Annotated in this window: 17 protein-coding genes; 14 read left to right on the top strand and 3 right to left on the bottom strand. The window is 45.3% G+C overall.

Going from position 1 to position 21,485, the window contains the following annotated elements; translation table 11 throughout:
- The first annotated feature begins 63 nt into the window (after positions 1-63).
- The 4 genes from ACWGOO_RS12215 (at position 64) to metK (ending at position 4,170) form a co-directional block, all read left to right on the top strand.
- Positions 64-1,599 (top strand): stalk domain-containing protein, encoded by a 1,536-nt coding sequence (locus ACWGOO_RS12215; RefSeq protein ID WP_452483704.1) that lies wholly within the window; start codon positions 64-66, stop codon positions 1,597-1,599.
- A 53-nt stretch (positions 1,600-1,652) separates the two neighbouring features.
- Complete coding sequence (locus tag ACWGOO_RS12210) at positions 1,653-2,225, top strand: hypothetical protein (RefSeq protein ID WP_452483702.1); 573 nt, start codon at positions 1,653-1,655, stop codon at positions 2,223-2,225.
- A 125-nt stretch (positions 2,226-2,350) separates the two neighbouring features.
- Positions 2,351-2,635: a small, acid-soluble spore protein, alpha/beta type gene (locus tag ACWGOO_RS12205; RefSeq protein WP_452484011.1), complete on the top strand. Its 285-nt coding sequence runs from the start codon at positions 2,351-2,353 to the stop codon at positions 2,633-2,635.
- 332 nt (positions 2,636-2,967) lie between these two features.
- A complete protein-coding gene (gene metK / locus ACWGOO_RS12200; protein ID WP_452483700.1) occupies positions 2,968-4,170 on the top strand; it encodes a methionine adenosyltransferase in 1,203 nt (400 codons plus the stop codon).
- A 123-nt stretch (positions 4,171-4,293) separates the two neighbouring features.
- On the opposite strand, the gene ACWGOO_RS12195 is transcribed toward metK, so the two are convergent.
- From ACWGOO_RS12195 to ACWGOO_RS12185, 3 genes are read right to left on the bottom strand one after another with little or no spacing between them, the layout of a single operon-like run.
- The gene (locus ACWGOO_RS12195; RefSeq protein ID WP_452483699.1) at positions 4,294-5,196 is read right to left on the bottom strand and encodes a TetR/AcrR family transcriptional regulator; all 903 of its coding nucleotides are present in this window, start codon (positions 5,194-5,196) and stop codon (positions 4,294-4,296) included.
- A gap of 52 nt (positions 5,197-5,248) precedes the next feature.
- On the bottom strand, positions 5,249-8,365 hold the full coding sequence (locus ACWGOO_RS12190; protein WP_452483697.1) for an efflux RND transporter permease subunit: 3,117 nt from the start codon (positions 8,363-8,365) through the stop codon (positions 5,249-5,251).
- Positions 8,362-9,771: an efflux RND transporter periplasmic adaptor subunit gene (locus tag ACWGOO_RS12185; RefSeq protein ID WP_452483695.1), complete on the bottom strand. Its 1,410-nt coding sequence runs from the start codon at positions 9,769-9,771 to the stop codon at positions 8,362-8,364. The genes ACWGOO_RS12190 and ACWGOO_RS12185 overlap by 4 nt, the downstream gene beginning before the upstream one ends.
- Positions 9,772-10,045: 274 nt before the next feature.
- On the opposite strand from ACWGOO_RS12185, the gene ACWGOO_RS12180 reads away from it, so the two are divergent.
- From ACWGOO_RS12180 to ACWGOO_RS12135, 10 genes are all read left to right on the top strand, one after another.
- Positions 10,046-12,763, top strand: a complete 2,718-nt coding sequence (locus ACWGOO_RS12180; protein WP_452483693.1) for a stalk domain-containing protein — start codon at positions 10,046-10,048, stop codon at positions 12,761-12,763.
- A gap of 47 nt (positions 12,764-12,810) precedes the next feature.
- On the top strand, positions 12,811-13,971 hold the full coding sequence (locus ACWGOO_RS12175) for a sensor histidine kinase (protein WP_452483691.1): 1,161 nt from the start codon (positions 12,811-12,813) through the stop codon (positions 13,969-13,971).
- A 4-nt stretch (positions 13,972-13,975) separates the two neighbouring features.
- Positions 13,976-14,698, top strand: coding sequence for a response regulator (locus tag ACWGOO_RS12170; protein WP_044648607.1), 723 nt, complete (start codon positions 13,976-13,978; stop codon positions 14,696-14,698).
- 92 nt (positions 14,699-14,790) lie between these two features.
- On the top strand, positions 14,791-15,228 hold the full coding sequence (locus tag ACWGOO_RS12165; RefSeq protein ID WP_452484009.1) for a hypothetical protein: 438 nt from the start codon (positions 14,791-14,793) through the stop codon (positions 15,226-15,228).
- Positions 15,229-15,426: 198 nt separating this feature from the next.
- Positions 15,427-17,520 (top strand): DEAD/DEAH box helicase, encoded by a 2,094-nt coding sequence (locus ACWGOO_RS12160; protein WP_452483689.1) that lies wholly within the window; start codon positions 15,427-15,429, stop codon positions 17,518-17,520.
- A gap of 350 nt (positions 17,521-17,870) precedes the next feature.
- Positions 17,871-18,434, top strand: a complete 564-nt coding sequence (locus ACWGOO_RS12155; protein ID WP_452483688.1) for a ComF family protein — start codon at positions 17,871-17,873, stop codon at positions 18,432-18,434.
- Positions 18,435-18,821: 387 nt separating this feature from the next.
- Positions 18,822-19,283, top strand: coding sequence for a LysM peptidoglycan-binding domain-containing protein (locus tag ACWGOO_RS12150; RefSeq protein WP_452483686.1), 462 nt, complete (start codon positions 18,822-18,824; stop codon positions 19,281-19,283).
- 803 nt (positions 19,284-20,086) lie between these two features.
- Positions 20,087-20,497, top strand: coding sequence for a flagellar protein (locus ACWGOO_RS12145; RefSeq protein WP_452483684.1), 411 nt, complete (start codon positions 20,087-20,089; stop codon positions 20,495-20,497).
- Between the two features lie 196 nt (positions 20,498-20,693).
- Entirely contained in the window at positions 20,694-20,969 is a 276-nt protein-coding gene (gene flgM, locus ACWGOO_RS12140) for a flagellar biosynthesis anti-sigma factor FlgM (protein WP_452483683.1), read from the top strand.
- 10 nt (positions 20,970-20,979) lie between these two features.
- Positions 20,980-21,480 (top strand): flagellar protein FlgN, encoded by a 501-nt coding sequence (locus ACWGOO_RS12135; protein WP_452483681.1) that lies wholly within the window; start codon positions 20,980-20,982, stop codon positions 21,478-21,480.
- Positions 21,481-21,485 lie beyond the last annotated feature (5 nt).

The following is a 21,485-nucleotide window of genomic DNA, read 5'->3' as shown; positions in this document are numbered from 1 at the left end:
GAGAAGAGGGTTCCTTTTGGAGCCCTTTTCTTTTATTAGCCTTATTGACAAAGGAGAGAAATTATGAAACGTTTTGGAGTAGCAGTACTTTCCACATTGGTTCTTTCTTCTGCATTTGCCAATCTTGCGGGAGCTCAAGTAGGTAATATAAAAGTTATTATTAACGGTGTAACCCAGCAATATACGCAAGCTCCTGTTGTTAGTCAAAATACAACCTTGGTACCTCTTCGTGGAGTTTTCGAAAGCTTGGGAGCGCAAGTGGATTGGAATAGTAAAGCTAAAAAAGTAACAGCATCTAAAAATGAGGATACGTTGACCTTGAATGTGGGTTCTAAGCTTGCTTATAAAAATAGTGCTCCTGTACAACTGGATGTAGCTACTCAAATCCAAAAGGGTCAAGTGTTCGTTCCTTTACGCTTTGTGAGCCAATCATTAGGCGCCAAAGTAAATTGGGATCAGGCTACACGGACAGTTACTATTTCAAATCAAGCAGTTGGAAGTACAAATGGTAAAGCTAATAGCCTGTCCAGTAAGCCTCTGGCGGATTCTGTGACTAAAGTAACTTATGATACCTATTATAATGACACTTTGGGTTATGATGATGCCGTTAAGCTGGCAATCGCTGATAGCACTTCGATCAAAACAGTAGAAAATAGTATTGATCAAGCTGGTAAAATTATGAAAGAAGCGGGTAAGGATATCAATTTTGTTCCTGCCGAGGCAGGTGTTGAAGCTTCTGATAGAGCTTTTAAGGGTTATGCTCAAACCAACCTTAATTATGAGGCTGCAAAGAAGAATTTGGACATGACTAAGGAAAAGATTCAATACAACGTGAAGGACCTTTATAATAAGCTTCTTCAAAAGAAAAATGCGGTTAAGTTGGCTGCTTTAAATATTGAAGATGCAAAGCTTAAGCTTAAAGTTGCACAAATTAAGAGAGATAACCAAATGTCGAGTGACTATGAGGTTACACAGGCAACCAATCTGGTGACTCAAAACCAAGCGTCCTTAGACAAGGCTAAAAAAGATTTGGATAGTGCTTTTGTGGCTTTGAACCAATTGATTGGTTACAAACCTGAGCAGCGTTATGAATTAAAGGATAAGCCTGTTTATTCTGAATTTAAAAGCAATGTAGAGACTACAATAAGCCAAGTACTTACTAGTAGTACTGCTATTTGGTTAAGTGAGCAAAAGGTGGATTTAGCAGAATTGAACTTGAAGCTTTACAATTTTAGTACTCCTGGAAATACACCTTATGAAGCTGAGCAGCTCAATGTAGAGAAAGCTCAACTTGCTACAGAAGGAACAAAGAGACAACTTGAAGAAGCTGTAAGAACTGCTTATAATACTATTAAAGGTTTAGAGAGTCAGTACTCTCAACTTCAAGCTGGTTTGGTTAGTGCGCGCAGCGCAGCAGATATGACAAAAAAACAATTTGATGTGGGGTTGGCTACAGAGCTTCAAGTGTTTGATGCAAATCTGAAGGTAACGAGTACAGAACAGCAAGCCGCAGATTTAGTTATAAGTATTGATACATTGAAGATGGCTTATGATAAACCTTGGGTTTTACAAAGTGCTGCTTCTGGAGTGAGCGAATAATACTAATATATAATTATTTTTACAGATGCATTTACATGCTGTAGGAGGATTTCATGAAATCACGCTACAAAGTATTGCTGGCCGCTGTTTTGCTTGGAGGAGGGATTGTTGCAGGCTCCTTAATGAACAATTCAGTTAAGGGAGCCTCCAGCTCTGGACAACCGGGAACAGCTGACGATCCAGTTGTAACCAAAAGCTATGTTGATCAAAAGATTGCTCAGGCTCTTAAAGGTGAAACGATAACTGGTAGTAAGACGACTAACTCGTCAACTCCTTCCACCACTAATTCTACACCTAATTCAACGACACCGGGAGCCTCTAGCTCAGGAAAAGCCTCCACAGCGGAACAAACAGAGGATTTGAAGGTTGTTGATGTAAAGCCCGGTCAAAAGCTGATTGCCAAGGCTGGATCGGAATTTATTTTGCGTAACGGGAATGCTGTTGTTTATAGCATGGATGCCAGTGGAGCTATTGATATCACTTCCGGCACGGAAATTGTTTATAATCAGGCGGTTGAGAAAAATCATTTACTATCCTTTCCTAAAGAAGGAAGAGGTATTCAGGTAAAAGAAGGCCAGAAGTTTGGCTTGGTCGTCATGGTACGTGGCGGTTATACTCTCCAATAGACGGTATGTTGGAATGTTCGTTTGCGTAAATACTGTTTGGGATAGCAAATTGTTCTTGGCTAAGCTGGCTCCAAACGCTGCACACTAACCTCATGATAGAAAATACAATTGATGGGGTGTGTACGATGGCGTCAAGAGGTCGATTGATTCCCGAAAGCCGTGCCAGATTACATGATTTGAAGTATGAAATTGCTGCTGAGTTTGGGCTTCCAGTTTATAATCCCCAATATGCGCATGTAAATCCTAGTGCAGACAGTGAGTTTGCTGCAGAGTTGGGCGAGTTTAAAGGAAGTGCAAATGTGGAGTGGCGTGACTTGACTTCAAGACAGAATGGCTCTGTGGGCGGCGAAATTACCAAGCGATTGGTACAATCTGCCGAACGAAGCTTGTCTGAATTTGGTACTTTGTAAGCTGCAATAATTTTACTGATTTTGAGGTGCAGTTGTTTGTTTTTAAAATAGGGCTATTCTCGTCTAGATCAAAAATTAGTTCTTGTCCATTTGCCTTGGCTTCGCTTTTTGTAATTGGGCGATTTGAATTGACACCTCGTTTTAAATAGGATATCATGGCATTTGAGGCTTGTACGCAACCTTTTCCTACCGGAAAAGGTTCATTTTTTGTTAATCAGGCATAGAAGTCATTTTCCGTCACATGTTGACGTATGAGTGTCTGCATAATGCCATTGCCATGTCAGGATTTTATATAAATCCTCATGTATTTTAATTGTGGGAGGTTGAAATTCATGTCTGTAAAAGGCCGTCATTTGTTTACGTCTGAGTCTGTAACAGAAGGTCATCCGGATAAAATCTGTGATCAGATTTCTGACGCCGTATTGGACGCCTTTTTGGCTAATGACCCTAATGCAAGGGTAGCGTGTGAAGTATCGGTAGCTACTGGTCTTGTTCTCGTCATTGGTGAAATCAGCTCCAAATCGGAATACGTGGATATTCCATCCATTGTACGCAATACGATTAAGGAAATTGGCTATACACGTGCGAAATATGGTTTTGATTATAATACTTGCGCTGTATTGACTTCTTTGAATGAACAATCGCCGGACATCGCTCAAGGGGTTAACGCTGCCCTGGAAAGCCGTGATCCTTCTGAAGTAGATAAAGAAACGGAAAACATTGGTGCAGGCGATCAAGGGTTGATGTTCGGTTTTGCTACGAACGAAACACCTGAGTTGATGCCATTACCTATCGCCATGTCTCACCGTATTGCACGCCGTTTGGCCGAAGTGCGCAAGGATGGAACATTAAAGTACCTTCGCCCAGATGGTAAAACGCAAGTAACAGTAGAGTATGAAAATGGAAAACCAATTCGTATTGATGCTATTGTAGTTTCTACGCAGCATGCAGAGGATACTACATTAGAGCAAATTCAGGCAGACATCAAGGAAAAGGTTATTTTGCCAGTTGTTCCTGCGGAATTGCTGGACGAGCAAACCAAGTATTACATTAATCCTACAGGACGCTTTGTTATTGGCGGACCTCAAGGGGATGCGGGTCTGACAGGCCGCAAAATTATTGTAGATACGTATGGCGGTTATGCACGTCATGGCGGGGGAGCATTCTCCGGTAAGGATCCGACCAAAGTGGACCGTTCCGCTGCTTACGCTGCCCGTTATGTAGCGAAAAACCTCGTTGCAGCCAGATTGGCAGATAAAGTAGAAATTCAGCTTGCCTATGCTATTGGTGTAGCTACGCCGGTTTCGATTAGCGTTGATACATACGGTACGGGTAAAGTAAGCGACGAGAAAATCGTTGAACTGATTCGTAACAATTTTGATCTTCGCCCAACAGGTATCATTCGAATGCTGAACCTGCGTCGTCCAATCTACAAGCAAACGGCTGCTTACGGTCACTTTGGCCGTACAGATCTGGATGTGCCATGGGAGAACGTAGACAAAGCTGAAGCTCTGAGATCGCAAGCGGGTCTGTAATTTCTCATATGTTATCCAATGCAGCTAATAACCCAAAAAAGACTGTCTCATGATTTACATGAGCAGTCTTTTTTTGTGATGTATTTTACAAGTTGAGTTGAAAATTTCTGTATTGCTAAGCTTTTACTCCGTTGGGGGGGCAAGATTCAACAGCTTTTTAAGCAAATGACAAACTTTTTGCAACTCCTTACACTGCTCCAAATATGAAAACAGAGCTTTTAAAAGACCCATTTGGGGATTTGCCTTCAAAGCTTCTTCCTTTAATAGAGCTGCAATTTGCTGGTACTCCTGCTTCTTCTTCGAACTCCATGAAGACAGCAGAATACTGTCCTCCAGAGAGTGGAGAAGGCCGTTAATCTGGCGTCCTTGATCAAAGGGATTGCTTAGAGTACTTTCAGGTAACCAGCCCTGCTTGTTCCAGAACAAATGAGGGGCGGATTCACCACTATTCAGGTTGGCTACGAAGGAATGGGATAAAAAGATGATGAATTGCGTAAGCTGCTCAATCGTTTCATCATTCATCCGATCCGCAAAGAAGCGAATGTATTCAAATACAACACTCTTGAGCACAAAGGTCATATCCCATGCATGATCTTCAATCTCCGGTCCAAAAACATCAATCAGGCAGTCACGTACCCAATTGTACAGTTTGTATTCATGTTTCTCGAAGGCACCATTGAGTTGCTCATTCTGAAAAATTAGCATGGACGGCTCAGGAAGATCCATCATAAGATACACTTTGTTTTCAACGAGGTTTTTCAAATAGAGTACAGTAAAATCGTGCAGTTTATCTTCTTTAGTAAGGTCAGGCTTGCTGTAAAGTGCCCGGATGTCTTGTTCAATATTATTCTCCAGAATGATACACATTTCCAGAGGAAGCTCTTCTTTCCCTTGAAAATATTTATAAAAGGATGCCTTCGCCATCCTGCTTTCTTTGGCGATCTCTTCAACAGATGTTGAATAGTAGCCTTTTCTGGAGAACAGCCGAATGGCTGCCTGTAAAATATCATTTTTTTTGCTTTCCATTCATACTTCCCCCTAGGGTTCAATCCGACAGTGTGTACTTCACTGCATGTAACTACAAAGGTTGATCGTGTGTGATAACCGTGTGCTGCTGTTTTTTGAGTTGACGGCGCATTTTGTACTTGGCCATGATCATATACAATGACGGCACTACAAACAGGGTTAACAACGTCGAGAATAACAATCCGAAAATGACGGTAAACGCCAGTGGTTTAAAGAGCAGACTACCCAGTAGGGCTAACGGAATCATACCTACAATTGCAGCCAGAGAAGTCAATAAAATGGGTCTGAAACGGGCAGCGGCTGCTTGTATCACAGCTTCTTTCAGCTCCATTCCCTCATGCCGGGCATCCTCGATGAACTCTATTAACACAATTCCGTTCCGCACTACAATTCCCGACAGCGCAATAATTCCCATGATGCTCATAAAACCGATAGGCATACCTGTCAGAAAAATACCGATAATTCCGCCGGCTGCTGCTAGGTATACGGTCGTCATAATGATTATAGGAATGGACAGCGAATAAAACTGCATGGTGATCAAGAGTAAAATGAGCAGGACTACAACGATCGCCAGCTTCCCTAAATCCGCGAATATGGTGGACTGATCAGAGGTTTCTCCGCCCACCTCCCATTTATAGCCGTCAGGGAACTTCATTTGTGCCAATTTGCTTTCTACATCCACCATCGCTTCGCTTGCAGTTCGCCCGTTCAAGTCGGCTTCCACCGTAATCGTTCGCTCCATATTGTAATGCTTGATTTGCTGAATAGCAAATGTTGGCTTAATTTGTACGATCTGGTTTAATGGAATCTGTACGCCAGCTGAATTAACTACGCTTAATTGCTGGAAAAGCGTGCTGGGCTCCTCGTTGCTATGATTCAAATACAATTTAATATCTACCAGATCGTTTCCTGTATCAAATTGGCTAACTTTAGCCCCCTCTTTTAATAGAAGCAGGGTACGGGTCAGATCTGTATAGCTTACCAGGTATTGATCCATGGCTTGCTTGTTGACCTCAAGTTCCAGCGCATATCGCTCAATCCCTATATCATCCACGATACCCGTTGTGCCATCAACTGTGGCGATTTGTTCCTTTGCTTTTTGGGCAAGGGTTTGCAGCTCATTCAGGTCCTGACCTGAAATACGAATAGAGACGGGCTTACCAACAGGAATTCCCAGACCGGGAACATGCATCGTAACTGTAACTCCAGGGTAGGCTTTTTTAACATGTTGTTCCCAGGCAGCGACTGTCGTATTGAGATCAAATACATTCTTTTTGCCCACAACAGCGATCTGACCGACAACCTCGTTGTCGCTACTATCACCGCCGCCGCTGTTAATGTCACTAAATAATTGCGGAGCTGTTCCTCCAGCACCGTAGGTTACGTTAGAGGTTTCGGGTTGTTTTCTTACCCAACCTGCAATGTCTTTAACTACCCGGTCTGTTTCCGCGATTGAAGTGCCCACAGGCATTTTTATATTTAATGCGACATGAGGATCTTCCGATTCTGGAAACAATTCAACCCTTGTGAAAGCGACCAGTCCATAAGCAGCCGTCCCGAGCATAAGTCCAACCATTGCGGTCAGCAAAGGACGCTGAATTACTTTGGGCATTAACTTTTGTGAATAGAGCTTATTTAAAGATTGAATCTGATGACCTAACAAGCCAGGTGGTTTAGGTTTTCCCTGAGAGTGACGAGCCTGTCTGCGTTTCTCATACCATTCTCTAAAAATAGGAATAATAGTAAGCGACATGATCATGGAGACAAGCATGGTCAGGGAAACAATGGCTGGAATCGGTTTAATAAATGCACCTACATTCCCTGGAAGAAATAACAGTGGAGCGAAGGCTGAGATGGTAGCCATCGTGGCAACTAAAATGGAAAGCATCACCTCTTTGGTGCCTTTTACCGCCGCAACGGAGGGAGATTCACCTAATTCCGTAAGTCTGCGTTCGATATTGTCATTTACGACTACGGCGTCATCGACGAGTATACCAAGCACGATAATCAGGCCGACAACGGAAATTTGATTGAGTGTAATGCCGAGCATGGGCAAAAAGATAATGGCAATCGAAACCGAAATAGGAATCGCCAGCGCGACAAAAGCAGAGGTGAGCAGATTCAAGCCCAGCATACAAACGAGAATAACAGCCGCAATAGCAAGAATCGTTTCACGTTTTAAATCGTCGAAGATATGAGTTACCTGATCTTTTTGTGCAAAAATAGCTTCAAAGTGAACGCCTGCGGGGAGTGTCTTCTCCAGCTCTTTCAGCTTGGTATTGACTTTCTCGCTCATAGACGGGATATCGGTGCCTGTTTCTGCTCCAATGCTTAGTGTAATGGCTGGTTTACCATTTATGTAAGCAAAGTAGCCTGCTTTGGAATGTGCCAGCTCAGTCGTACCCACATCTCGTAGGTAAACAGGGTTCCCTTCCTTGGTGCGTGCCAGAATGACCTGACCTAACTCGTTGGCTTTTTCTGTTTCCCGAACAATGAGCTGATAGCTGCGCCCGTTGTATTCAATATCCCCGGTAGGGACCCGGTCAATCTGAGACTGGATCGCCTGCGCAACTTGCCCCCAGGACAGTTGGTATTGCTGAAGCTTCTGATTGTCGATATAGACTCGTACCTCTTGATCAGGAAGACCTCTGAATTTGACACTGGATACGCCAGATATGGTATTGAGCTGGTCTTTCCAGGTTGTCGTCATATCATTTAGTTGATACAGCGGTGCGACAGAGTCAGCGATCAAGGCATAGGAGCCGATAAACGAGCTTGTCAGCTTATCATTCACAACAGGTGTTTCAGCGCCATCAGGGAGATCGGCTTGTGCATCCTGCACCTTTTTACGCATATTATCCCAAACTGTTTGGGGATCAACTCCATTTTTGGATTCGATTAAAATAGAGGAGAATCCGTTACCAGAAGTCGAATTAATCGTTTTAACGCCTTCCACTTCCTTGATGCGTTTCTCCAATTCTTTGGTTACGGTTTGTTCTACTTTTTGTGGTGAAGCACCAGGGTAGACTGTTGTTACCATAGCATTCTGTATTGTGACATCCGGCATCTCCTGCTGCGGTAACTGGAAAAAGCTGAAGGTTCCGACTAAAATCAGCATGACAAAAAACAGCAACGTAATTTTTCGTTTTTTTACGATATACTCAATCATGGGCGTCCGCCTTCCACCGACTGAATCGCATTTCCATTAAACAGAGTTTCCGCCCCTTTAATGACAATACGTTCGCCTTCACGAAGGCCGGATACGATTTGAAGCTGATTTTCTAAGACCTGATTGCCAAGCTCCACTGGAGTTTTAACAGCTTTTCCATGGACATCTTTGAAAATAAAAGGCTTGCTTCCCGTGTTAATGACCGCTTCGGCCGGAATGAGAATGCCGTTCTTGTCTGTTACCTGATGAGCAGCTTTAATGACCTGACCAGGTAACCAGTCTCTTTGCGGATTAGAAATGACAATCTCTACATTAACCCTACCTGTATTGGTACTCGTTGACGGATAAACGTTGGATACTGTGCCTTGGCGGGTTTCCTCGTACAACATGACACTGACCTGTTGCCCCTTCTTCCAATCCCTGATTTCACTGTCCGGTACCGGAAGCAGAACCTTGAGTCGATCAATGGAGCCTATGCGATAGACTGCTTGGCCTGAAGCGACTAAATCACCTGTATTCACGATCTTATCTAAAATGACGCCGTTAACAGGGGAGGTTAAACGGGTACGGGAGAGGGCGAGCTCAGCCTGACCCTTGGCGATAAGCGCCTTTTCGTAATTGGCACTGGCCTGTTTTTTTGAGGCCTCAGCCTGTTCACTGGCTGCAAGGGCTTTGGATCTTCCAGCAAGCGCATCCTGCAAGGAAGCCTGAGCGGATTGGTGGTCTTCTGTGGTTGCTCCTTCCAGCAGGAGGGAAAGGGAGTCTTTGGCTTGTTCCAGATCTTTCAGAGCAGCGGTAGCATTCAGACGGGAACTTTCGTTGTCTGACGCAGTGGCTGCACCTGCTTCAAATAGCTTTTGTGTGCGCTCGCTATCTGTCTTGGCCTTGGTATAGGCGCTTTGGGCCTTATCTACGGTCGCTTGAGCTTGCTGTTTCTCTTGGGCTCGCGCCCCCTTGTTGACCTTGCTGACATTCGCGTCCGCGCTGGCAATACCTGCATCGGCGGATTGGATCGCGGATGCAGCAGCCTGCTGGTTAGCCTGTGCGTTATCTATACCAGCCTGAGCTTCTTGAATTGATGCTGTGGCCTGCTCAACCTGAAGCCTGTAGTCTGCATCATCCAGACGAGCAACGATCGCGCCTTTCTGTACAGGGGTACCGGTAGCTATCTCTGCGCTGGCTACAGTACCTCCATTTTGAAAAGCCAATGTGCGTTCCTCATAAGCCTGAAGCGTGCCTGACAAGTTATAGGCGGTATGAAGCGGTGAGGACTTGACGATTGCGGTACGCACAGCGACTGGCTGTGCAGCAGAGCTTAGAGCGGGATCTTCCTTCCCGGCAGAACATCCAGCAATCGCGATGCTCAGGGATAGGATAAGTATGGTGATTGTTCGTTGTTTATTCATGATTATCAATCCTCTCGGTGGGTGCATAACACTAGATTTGAACTAATTAGTATTATTTGAACTTGTAAGTTCATGTGTATTATAGTGTGCTAATTATGCATTCGTCAATTTATAGTTTGTGTTTTATGAAATAGTTGACGGGATTTTCGTAACTTTTACCTTTATAATAAGTCTATTAACATAAGAAGCTTTTTTTGTTTATTTGATAGAGTTTAAAGTACATGATCGGAAAAGTCCGTTTGAATACAATGAAGATGGGAGAGCTATCATCCATATGTTTTTAGGTAATAGGAAACAAGGCAATGAGAAAGTAGATGGCAGAGGGATCGTTAAAAGATGGGCTGTTTTGACACTGGCGGGAGTATTGTGGGTTGGACCCGTTGCCGGAACAGGCGCTCTAATTCCGTTAAACGGCTGGATATCTGCGCCGATTGCGAGTGCAGCTTCCGGTTCAACTGTAAAGTTGGGGGAAGAAATTATTACTTCCGGTGCAACATTGATGAAATATCGTTTTACAGGCTCCAAAGGAACAGCGTTAGCTGATATCATCCGGGTGGACTTACAAAATCCATACGTCAAGCTGGATGTTATGACCGGGAAAAATGGGCAGTTTACAACCCGTCAAAGCACAGGCGGTATGGCAAAAGAAACTGGAGCAGTCGCAGGTGTGAACGGAGATTATTTTAATACCTCCAGCGAGGGTGCCCCGATTGGTGGACAAGTATCGAAGGGAGTATTGATGTCTACTCCGTCCGATTTAACGGGGATGTATGCTTTTGCAGTAACCAAGGATGGTTCCCCAATGGTGGAGCAGTTCACCTTTGAAGGCACAGTAAAAGCCGGAGATGGATCAACTTTCCCTTTAGCGGGGATGAATAAGGCTTCGTATTCGCCTGAAACGAGCGGAAGCGGCTACAGCCATTCCAATGCTATGTACATTTATACATCTGCCTGGAAAGCAATTGAGCGGCCGAAAAACAGCTCAACAACGCCTACCGAGGTGTTAGTGCAAAATGGTGTGGTTACGCAAATTTCCAACAATGCTACATTGAATATGACTGTGCCGCAGGACGGCTATATTTTACGTACTCACGGCAAAGCGGCTGAATATGTCAAAGCCCATCTGACAGTGGGACAAACGGTAGAAACCAGCTATCATCTTCGTGTCAAATCGACAGGGAGTGAGGTGGACCCTTCCAATCTCCAAATGATGATTGGCGGACACACCATATTGGTGAATGACGGTCAGAAAACTCCGTTTTCCCGCAGTACAACGAGCATAGACGGGACGCGGGCGCGCACGGCCTTGGGATATTCCCGTGACAAGCGTTATGCTTATGTGATTGCCGTTGAGAAGAACGGGAATAGCGTTGGTGTATCCCTGAGCGAATTGCAAACGCTGATGAAAGATATTGGTGTCTGGAAGGGTATGAACCTGGATGGTGGCGGCTCCACCACGATGGTAACTCGTGATTTGGGAGATACGACAGCAGGGCTTACGTTCAATACGGAATACGGTACGGAGCAACGGAGCGTCGTAAACGGTGTGGGTGTATACACCAGTGCGCCTAAAGGGACGCTCAGAGGCTTCACGATTAAAGGCAATAAAACGCTGCTTATCGGTCAGACTGGAAGCTATTCTTTTAAAGGCTATGACACCTACTACAATCCGTTCGATACCTCAAATGTACAAGTGACGTGGAAATCAAGCAGCCCGTCCGTGGTGTCGGTGAGTGGCGGAGTTGTGAAGGGATCGAAACCAGGAACAGCTACGTTGACGGCATCCAGTGGCTCAGCTAGTGCTACGACCAAGGTTACTGTGCTGGGAGCAGATGAAATTTCATCACTTACCGCAGGCAGTGGGACAGGATCGCTTACCGCAGGAGCTAAAATTGCGGTACCAGTAACTGCAAGGACGAAAGACGGCCAGAGCGTCAGCATTTCGTCAGATGAGCTCAAATGGGAATACATCGGCTTTAAGGGAAGTGTTAAGGACAATCAACTTACGGTAAATACGGTGGATGCAGGTGTGAAAACAGGCTATGCTATCGGTCGCTATGATGGTTTCAGCGCAGTCGTTTTCTTGTCTGCTGGCGAGGCTAGCACAAACAACTGGGAGAACTTCGAAAATGTTTCGTATCCGGTTGATTTTACTTCGAACGTGGAAGGCGTTACCGGCACAGCGGCTATTGTACAAGGAGATGGCGACCATGCCAATTCCAAAGTGCTTGAGTTGAATTATGACATGACGAACGGTAGTGGTAAAATGTATGCTTACGCCCAGCTGAACGGTACAACCGGCAAAACGCTTGAACAAGCGGCTACATCCATCTCGATTGATGTTAGAGGAGATAAAAGCTTGAACTGGTTACGTGCGGAGCTGGAAGATGCCCAAGGAAAAACGGCATATATAGACCTGGCCAAAGTAATCGACTGGAACGGCTGGAAAACAATTAACGCAGACATGAGTGGTTTGAATATTTCATATCCGGTGAAGCTCAAGCGCCTGTATGTAGTCAATGTGGCCGAAGGTCAGGATGAGCGCGCTAAAACGGGCAATGTCGCTTTTGATAATATTTCTTTTAATACACCGGGAACGGTCGGAACCGAAGGGCTCAAAAAAGGAACGGCTCAAATGTCAATCGGACAAAAGTTAATGACCGTGGACGGGACGCCAACAACAATTGATGCGGCTCCGATGACTCGCAACGGCTCAACGTATGTGCCGATCAAGTACGTGCTGGACGCTTTTGGCGGGCAAGCCAAGTGGAATGCAGGCGATCAGCGGATTACGATTATGCGTGGCGGTGTGCTAATGGATTTGACGGTGGGTAAAAAGGAAGTCGTCCTGAATGGTAAGCGTCAAAGCACGGATGTAGCACCCATTGTGCTAGGTGGTAGGACTTTAGTCCCGTTAAGACTCGTGTCAGAGCAGCTAGGAATGACTGTGAAATGGGAACAAGAAACGAAGACCATCACCCTCCAGTCATGATATGGTATGATATATACTTGAAATGCTAGGATTGGAGTAGAACATTTGTGGACTTTCAAGCCGATATCATAGACCGAGTCATTAAGAATGCCCTCCAGGTGATGGAGAACAGCAAATATCAGATGTTCGAAATTTTGGACACGTCCCAGACCGAGCTGGTCACGTTAAATCAGGAACTCCAGAGCGTCCTGAAGGAAACGGCGGAAACGATTGAAAAGGTGGACCAGTTGGAAATGAACTATCGGCGGTCCCGTATTCGGCTGACTGAGGTCAGCCGTGACTTTGTCCGCTATTCGGAAGAGGATATCAAGCAGGCTTACGAGAGAGCAACACAGCTTCAACTCGATGTGATGATCTTCCGCGAGAAGGAAATGTATCTCAAGGCCAGAAGAGATGATCTTCAAAAGCGGGCTAAAAGTGTCGAGGATTCAGTAGAGCGGGCCGAAACCATCGGTTCGCAGATGGGCGTCGTGCTGGAATACTTGTCGGGTGAGTTGGGACAAGTGACGCGGATCATCGAATCGGCCAAAAACCGACAGTTTATTGGTCTGAAAATTATTTTAGCCCAGGAAGAGGAGCGCAAGCGGATATCCCGTGAAATTCACGACGGACCTGCACAGCTTCTAGCGCATCTAGTGCTTAGGACGGAAATTGTGGAAAGAATGATCGCCAAGCAGGAGTTTAAGATGGTTCAGGACGAAATAGTAGACTTGAAGAAACAGGTTCGCTCCAGTCTTGAGGAAATGAGAAAGGTCATTTTCAATCTTCGTCCTATGGCTCTGGATGACCTGGGGCTTGTTCCGACGCTACGGAAATATGTACAGGATTTTGAGGAAAAAACGAAGATTAGATCGCTTTTTGAAACAAGGGGCAAGGAACACCGTCTCTCTTCCGCGATGGAAGCAGCCATTTACCGTTTGATCCAAGAAGCTTTGACCAATGTTGCCAAGCATGCTTATCCTACCTATGTGCTTGTTGAGATTACCTATCAGGCGCAGCTTGTGAAAATCGTGGTTCAGGATAATGGTTTGGGCTTTAAGCCGGAGCTTTTTCAGCGAAAGAGCAAAGATCATGGGCATTTTGGTCTGATTGGGATGCGGGAAAGGGTTGAACTGCTCGAGGGGAGAATGGAGATCGAATCAGCTGAGAATCAAGGCACCAAGATAGTGATTCATATCCCAACCAACGTGGAAAAGGGAAAGGAGTAACAACATGGAAAATCAAGAAAATAGTAACGCACCCATTAAAGTTCTCTTGGCGGACGATCATCAGTTGTTCCGTGAAGGGCTTAAACGTATTTTGAATATGGAAGACGACATTGAGGTCATTGGAGAATGTGGTGACGGTATTCAGGTGTTGGAATTCTGTAATGTAGAGAAGCCGGATATCGTCCTGATGGACATTAATATGCCTATTGAAAACGGTGTGGAGGCAACTGAAAAACTGCGTGAGATGTTCCCGGATGTCAAGGTTATCATTCTGTCCATTCATGATGATGAAAGCTATGTATTCGAGACGTTGCGCAAGGGAGCTAATGGCTACCTGTTAAAAGATATGGAGGCCGAGTCCCTCATCAACGCGATTCGCTCCGTGCATGAAGGGTATGCGTTTATTCATCCGAAGGTAACGGGTAAACTCATTCAGCAGCTCCGTCGCATGACGTACCTGAATGAAACCGGGGCTATGGCTGAAGGTCATACCAAGGAAGCTGGCGTGAAGTTCGTCGCAGGCGAAAATAACCCGCTGACCCGTCGTGAGGCTGAAGTGCTGCGCTTAATGGCTGAAGGCAAGAGCAACAAGATGATCGGTGAATATTTATTCATTAGTGAAAAAACGGTCAAAAACCATGTCAGCAGTATTTTGCAAAAAATGGAGGTTGATGATCGGACACAAGCGGTTATTAACTCTATCAAATACGGATGGGTTACGCTGTAAAGTGTAGTCTTTGAAACCCAGTACATAACCGTGACACCTCTTCCTGTTATACGGCATATATTGTCGCTATAGGAGGAGGTGGAACCTTCGTGATGGCTCATTTGGTTTGCATATTGCTTATATATGGTCTGGGAGCCGCAGTTGTACATCTTATGTATATACGGCAGGCGGTTCAAGCCTATCGCAATGGCGACGATGTGCGTGCGTTATCTTCGGATCAACGGCTGACCCGTTATATTGTCATTACTTCTAATGACGGAGAACGTGTGGAGTGGGTGATGCGTTCATTGAGCATACTTGCCTGGTTACGTCGGAGGCCGCTGCATGTGATGGTACTGGATGATGAATCTGTGGACGATACGCTGCCGATTCTTACACGGATGGTGCGTTACAGCCATATGGATGTTTCGGTCGTTTCATATCGTTTTTCACCGGGAAACCCGGTTTTACCGAAGTCAGGCGGTGAAAAGCAGGTTGTTATTGACCTCAGAACAGCCAACCCGTTGGTGGATGCTCCACTTGTTCGTTAATGGAAAAGTATTGTGTACATTACGGTCGAAATCGGATATAAATGTTTATAAGGAATTGCATATGCAAGATAAAAGGGATTTTGCTGAAATCCGAATGATGTGAAGCACACTTCAGGCTATGGGCCATGGAAGTGTGCTTTTTTGCTTTTTTTGTTAGAAAGAGGAAAAATAAGCATATGAGAAGTGGAAGGGTGCCAAATGAAAATTGCGGTATATGTGGTCAGGTATAGGGGGAAATGGGATATTCGCTTATCCGTAGATATTCGAGTAGATATGGCATGGTGGTTGACAGGGAACGAGGAACAGGAGAATGCTGTCGGAAAATGGGTGATATTGGGGCGAGAGCTTCCGTTACCTTGGGGCGTAAAGCTGTGTGAAGTGTTCAAGGGATCAACAGACATGAAGCGATGGACAAGGGAGCAATGGTGGCAATACGTTCTTGCACAACTAAAGGATGAGCTGAATTCAGAGCCTTTTGACGCAGAGCAGAATTTGACTGGAGGAATCAATGCTATATGCATTAGGGATGGGCAGATGTTCCATCCAAACACCAGCACGATGCATGGGGGAGAGAGTGAGGAACGGGAGAGGGCAGGAGTACCGTACCTCAGGCAAACAAGGCATTCCAACAGCGGAATTGAAAAACTGGATATGAAGTGTGTGGCAAGACAAGCGGATGTGCTGGCTGATTTGCTGTCGGGACGCCAATTGCTCGTTCCGGAAGCTGAAGCGCTGCTGGCTGAGGCCGTGCCAGGTTTGGAGCGAGCTTGGCGCTCAGCTGCGCAGCTCACGTACCTGCAAGGCCGGCTCAGCTTTGCTGCTGGCCTTGCGTCACATACGCGCCGGTCCACCGCGCGTGATCTCCGCTGCAACCGTTGCGGCAGCGGGGCGATGTACCGCACGGGCTGCGCATCGTGCGGACGCAAGGCGTGCGCCTACTGCGAGACGTGTCTCGCGCTGGGGCGCAGCCGTGAGTGCTCGCTGCTGCTGCGCGGTGCAGCGAAACCCGCCGTGCCGCGCACGGTGGACACAGCCCCGGCTGCGGAGTTCGACCGCTGGGGGCTGAGCCCTGCGCAACGCGCCGCCGCTGAAGCGGCGCTGCGTTTTTTGGCCGCACCGCCCGGTGGGGTGCGGGGGCTCGCCCGCCCGGAAAGCCTTTGGCTCCGGGCGGGCGAGCTGCTGCGGCGTGGCATGGCTACACGCTGGGGAACAAGCCCTGCTGCTGCGTCGCAGGGCAGTGTCCTTGCCCGCAACAGCAACAGCGGGCATCCTTCGCCAACAACTGCCGATGCCGTGGCAGAGCAGTTTTTGATTTGGGCCGTGACTGGCGCAGGCAAGACGGAAATGATCTTTCCACTCCTGCAACATGTGCTGGAGCATGGAGGGACAGCGCTTGTAGCGACACCACGCCGGGATGTGGTACTGGAATTGGTGCCCCGTTTGGCAAGCGCCTTTCCTCATGTGAGCATGGTAACGCTCTATGGAGGCAGCGATGAACGCTGGCAAAGGGGGCAACTGACACTCGCAACGACTCATCAGCTTCTGCGTTATCGTCAGGCCTTTGATCTGGTTGTCATTGACGAAATTGACGCGTTTCCTTATCACAATGATCCAATGCTCGCCTTTGCCGCACAGGCTGTATGTAAGCCGGAGGGGAAATTCATTTATTTGTCTGCTACTCCACCGCTACTATTGCAAAAAGAGGCTGCACGCGGCCTATTACCGCATGCCAAGGTTCCCGTTCGTTTTCATCGCCATCCACTGCCTGTCCCATTCCGTCTGGAGACTGCCTCAGTGAAGCACTGGCTGCAAAAGGGACGGCTTCCTGCATGCCTGATTCAACGCTTGGTCGCATCCATACATCGCGGCGCTCAGGTCTTCCTGTTTGTGACACGAATCTCACATATTCAATCTCTAGTACAATTGTTGATCAAACGCCTGCCTGATATCCCAATTGCGGGCACTTCATCCCAGGATGAAGAACGAAGCGCTAAGGTACGTTCCTTTCGTGCAACTGAAATACGTGTACTGGTCACAACCACTATTTTGGAGCGTGGTGTGACGGTTCCACGGAGTGATGTGTATGTACTGGACGCGGATAGTAGTCTTTTTGATGAAGCCTCTCTGGTACAAATGGCTGGTCGAGCAGGAAGGTCGAAGGATGACCCGTGTGGAAGTGTCGTTTTCACATCTCCCCAATGGACTCGCGGCCAAAAGAGGGCGATTAAACAAATTAAGCGCATGAATACACTAGCGCGAAAAAAGGGCTATCTACAGGAGGTGAAACATTAAATGCACAAAATAAAAAAAATTTTTTTTGGAAATGTGAAACCTGATACAATGTTGACACGTAAACTACCAAGAAAGGTGCATTCCGTATGAAAATGATGCGCAGAACCCAACTTTTTTTGAATTGGCTACTTCAGCGTCAGTCAGAAACATGTATCGCTTGTGGAACTCATACGGGGAGTTTTTCCAAGTTCGCCGGGATATGTACTTCTTGTTCGGCTCAAATTCCTTGGATTCACAACATTCGGTGTGTTCATTGTGGACGCCCGACATTTTGTCCTGATTGTGTAAGGTCTGACCGGGCAGCGCGCTACTATGTGTGTAATCGGAGTGCGACTAGCTATACGCCTATTATGAGAGAATGGATTGGGCAGTTTAAGTATCGCGGAAATGAAAAGTACGGTCCACCGCTCGGCGAGATGATGTATCGGGCTTATCAGGCGATGAGGCATGAATTTGCTGGTCCGGAATATTTTCGCTTCAATCGGTCTCTGCGGAGCGTGAATTTGGTGACATGTGTTCCGGTAAGCGAGACACGATTGACAGATCGAGGTTTCAATCAGGCTCAAATTTTGGCTGAGGAGCTTGCCAGGCGGAATAAGCTGCCCTTTTTACCTTTACTTGCTCGTCCACAAGATACGGGTAAACAAAGCTTTAAAACAAAAAAAGAACGCACAGACACGATGTATAATGCGTTCTCTGTTGTACCAGGTATGACGGAGTTAATTAAGTATTTTATTTTAAACGCTGAGTCTCAATGTAAAATGGGAAATCAGAAATGTGTTACTGTTTGGCTGGTGGACGATATTTATACAACCGGCAGTACTTTACAAGCGTGTGCGCGTGTCTTAGGTGAAAAGGCATCCGAAGAGGGAATACATATGACCATTTTTTGTCTGACTTTGGCAAGGTCATAAGCCTGAATTTCATGTCCCCATTACGAGAGGTTTGGTTTTGGAACTAAGGAAACAAGGTTCATATCGTTGCGAGAAAAGCCAAAATGCTAGAGCAGAGAAGCCTTTTAAACTGCACAATAAGCAATATTTGACAACGAGATAGAGAGAGGTATATAATAAAAATATAGAGGCGCACAAAAAGTAAGACAGTGAGGAATGAAAACAGAACATTTTAATTTAGAGGTTGATCTTTTTGGAAAAGTGGAGTACAATTTCTAACTGTTGATAGCTAACATGGTTTGGTAATAAATGATTAGCTAACGACAACAGAGCGGACATTGGGAGTGTCTCGCTCAGTAGTAAAGCAGTTAATTAAAATTCAACTTAAAAAGAGGAGAGAAAAATACCATGAAAAACGTAATGAAAAAAGTAGCAGTATCTAGCATGTTGGCAGTTAGTTTAGGTGCAGTATCTTTGGTAGGACCTTTGGCTACAAGTAGCGTATTCGCACAGTCTGGTTCTGATTATGAAAAGCAACAAGCAGAAGACCAACTTGTAAGAGAACAACAAGAAGCAGCACAAAAAGCATTTGAAGATAGAGTTTTTGGAACTAAAACAACTGAAAATGCTACAACAACACCAGCTCAACCAGCTACTGAGAACAAGAATCAAGCAACAACTACAGCACCAACAAATACAACTGTAGCACCAGCTACTGTAAATACAACTACAGTAAGCGTTCAAGTCGGCGACACACTGGCTTCCATTGCTAAAAAATACGGTGTAACTGTTGAAGAACTGGTTAAAATCAACAACTTGATTAAAGTAGGCCAAGAACTGAAAGTTCCGCAAGCCAACACTAATAAATAATTCATTATAAATTCATAATAAAATAATTTTATTAAACCAATTGTTTGACTACAGTATACGGGAACGCCCCTATTAAAACAATGCTTTTCTGAACAATTATTTGTGAAATAGTTTGTTTTTTTGGGCTGCAAATTTCCAATGGTGCGTCTATCCTATCTTCAGATAGATTTTAAGCTGGGATGATGTTATTCGTATTGTTATAGTGAATACCCACACTCCATGTGCGGAGCATTCGTATGGGCGCCGCTCCCCCGGATTTGTAGCAGTTACTTGGCAGTATTCGGGGCACAGGTGAACATGAATTCTTCTGAGGATTGTTTCGCCAGGTTTTTTCCTCATTTTGTTGAATTATTTACGTCCAATTATAACCATATATGGATATTTTAATTATAGAAAAGCGCTATTCCCATAATAACCGGAATGGCGCTTATTTTAATCTAAAAACCTGAGCGCTGTATGACGATAAATATACACATGCAAAAGATTGATGTGGGAGGATCATTTTCCTCTTTAGGTTACATACAATTTGCATATCATTATATAGATGTAAGGAAAGATTTGATGTTAGGTTATGGCCTCGTTAGCTGGTGTGGAATTTTTAAACGTTTGGACTTTTCTTGCACTTCCTAATACAGAGTACGTTAAGCATTTTGTACCCTTATTATGATATCGTACCAAATGTGCAATTGTGTAAAATCTATAAATATTTTTGAAATATTCGCTAGACGAGAGGCTCTCAGGTATAAGATCATGTAAGGATACACTAATACGAGACCGGAAACAGGAAAGGGGCGCTGTAGAGGATGAACTTGGATAACTGTTCTCGCTGTGGAAAGCTGTTTATTATGAATGTCAGGGGAATCTGTCAGAACTGTATTAAAGAAATTGAGATTGAATACGAGTGCTGTGTCAAACACATACGTGAAAATAAGGGAATTCATATGCATGAGCTTTCCGAGGCTACTGGGGTTTCCGTTAGGCAAATCACTACGTTTATACGTGAGGGACGTATTTCCATTGCCAATGCGCCCAATATGACGTATCCTTGCGAGGTATGCGGAATACCGATTCGTGAGGGTCATATGTGCGATTCTTGTCGAACAAGACTGACCAAAGACCTGCATCAGGCCGTCCGAGAAAGTAGTAATCAGGATCGAAGTAATAATGTGGGCTCAGGTACCTACAGTGCGATTGATAAACTTCGGAGAAAGTAGTACAGGGGAATTAAAAACGCATTCAGCTATTCAAAAAGTTTTAAATACCGCCGATAATCTTTATAGAGCTTATCGGTTTTTTTATTTTTAGCAACCATGCACAAAATAAAGAAGTAAGGCATAATACGAACCATGTTCGACGCTATGTCGTCTGATATATTCTGCCCATATCAAATAACTAAGGAAGGTGGAAGTTATGAAAATTAACGAGACCAACCGCATTGGAGCCATTAATCCATACCAGCGAAATATTGAAACAGGGCGCCATGAGGAGCAAAAGAAATCCCGTCGCAAGGACGAGGTTTCCATTTCTCCGGAAGCAATGGAAATGCTGAACCGCAGCAGTGATGCAGACCGCGTTAAAAAGATTCAGGAGCTTAAGCAGCAAGTGGCTTCGGGAACTTACCGTGTGGAAGCAGCCAAAATTGCAGAGAAGCTGTTACCTTACTTCAAGCATTCTTCCGAAAGCTAGGTGAAGGAATATGCCTTTAGAGCGCCTGATTGATGTGCTAGTGCAGCTTGAACAACAACATCTTATCTTGTTGGAACTGGCGCATAGTAAAAAAAAGATTGTCATGGGAAATGATATGGACAGCCTGGTTCAGCATTTGAGCCAAGAGTCCAGACTCCTTAAACAGGTTGAGCAGCTGGAAGAGGCTCGTATGGAGGTTTCATATGAGCTTCTTCGTGAACGTGGAATTAAGTCTCAACTTAATTTGACTATAACCGAGCTGGCACGCCTTGTCTTTGATCCTGAAGATAAGAAGAAACTCCTCAGTGTCCAGAGCCGCTTATCCCAAACTCTTGCAGAATTAAAGGAAATTAATGAAATCAATCAAAAGCTCATCGAGCAATCGTTGGTGTTTATTGATTACTCGTTAGATCTACTTGTAGGTCGCCCTAACCAGGAAATGACTTATATGCACCCGGATCAGAAAAGTAATCAAGTGGCACGACCCGGGTTGTTCGACACGAAGGCTTAAGCCAA

Source organism: Paenibacillus sp. NPDC055715, from assembly GCF_053617595.1.
The sequence above is the reverse complement of the archived record's forward strand: the minus strand, read 5'-3'. Positions and strand labels throughout refer to the sequence as shown.

Excerpts from the sequence above, each read along its gene's own strand:
- ACWGOO_RS12195 (WP_452483699.1), bottom strand. The coding sequence starts at position 5,196 with ATGGAAAGCAAAAAAAATGATATTTTACAGGCAGCCATTCGGCTGTTC.
- ACWGOO_RS12135 (WP_452483681.1), top strand. The coding sequence starts at position 20,980 with ATGCCTTTAGAGCGCCTGATTGATGTGCTAGTGCAGCTTGAACAACAA.
- ACWGOO_RS12210 (WP_452483702.1), top strand. The coding sequence starts at position 1,653 with ATGAAATCACGCTACAAAGTATTGCTGGCCGCTGTTTTGCTTGGAGGA.
- ACWGOO_RS12155 (WP_452483688.1), top strand. The coding sequence starts at position 17,871 with ATGAGAGAATGGATTGGGCAGTTTAAGTATCGCGGAAATGAAAAGTAC.
- ACWGOO_RS12145 (WP_452483684.1), top strand. The coding sequence starts at position 20,087 with ATGAACTTGGATAACTGTTCTCGCTGTGGAAAGCTGTTTATTATGAAT.
- ACWGOO_RS12180 (WP_452483693.1), top strand. The coding sequence starts at position 10,046 with ATGTTTTTAGGTAATAGGAAACAAGGCAATGAGAAAGTAGATGGCAGA.
- flgM (WP_452483683.1), top strand. The coding sequence starts at position 20,694 with ATGAAAATTAACGAGACCAACCGCATTGGAGCCATTAATCCATACCAG.
- ACWGOO_RS12165 (WP_452484009.1), top strand. The coding sequence starts at position 14,791 with ATGGCTCATTTGGTTTGCATATTGCTTATATATGGTCTGGGAGCCGCA.
- ACWGOO_RS12190 (WP_452483697.1), bottom strand. The coding sequence starts at position 8,365 with ATGATTGAGTATATCGTAAAAAAACGAAAAATTACGTTGCTGTTTTTT.
- ACWGOO_RS12185 (WP_452483695.1), bottom strand. The coding sequence starts at position 9,771 with ATGAATAAACAACGAACAATCACCATACTTATCCTATCCCTGAGCATC.
- ACWGOO_RS12215 (WP_452483704.1), top strand. The coding sequence starts at position 64 with ATGAAACGTTTTGGAGTAGCAGTACTTTCCACATTGGTTCTTTCTTCT.
- ACWGOO_RS12150 (WP_452483686.1), top strand. The coding sequence starts at position 18,822 with ATGAAAAACGTAATGAAAAAAGTAGCAGTATCTAGCATGTTGGCAGTT.
- ACWGOO_RS12170 (WP_044648607.1), top strand. The coding sequence starts at position 13,976 with ATGGAAAATCAAGAAAATAGTAACGCACCCATTAAAGTTCTCTTGGCG.
- metK (WP_452483700.1), top strand. The coding sequence starts at position 2,968 with ATGTCTGTAAAAGGCCGTCATTTGTTTACGTCTGAGTCTGTAACAGAA.
- ACWGOO_RS12160 (WP_452483689.1), top strand. The coding sequence starts at position 15,427 with ATGAAAATTGCGGTATATGTGGTCAGGTATAGGGGGAAATGGGATATT.
- ACWGOO_RS12205 (WP_452484011.1), top strand. The coding sequence starts at position 2,351 with ATGGCGTCAAGAGGTCGATTGATTCCCGAAAGCCGTGCCAGATTACAT.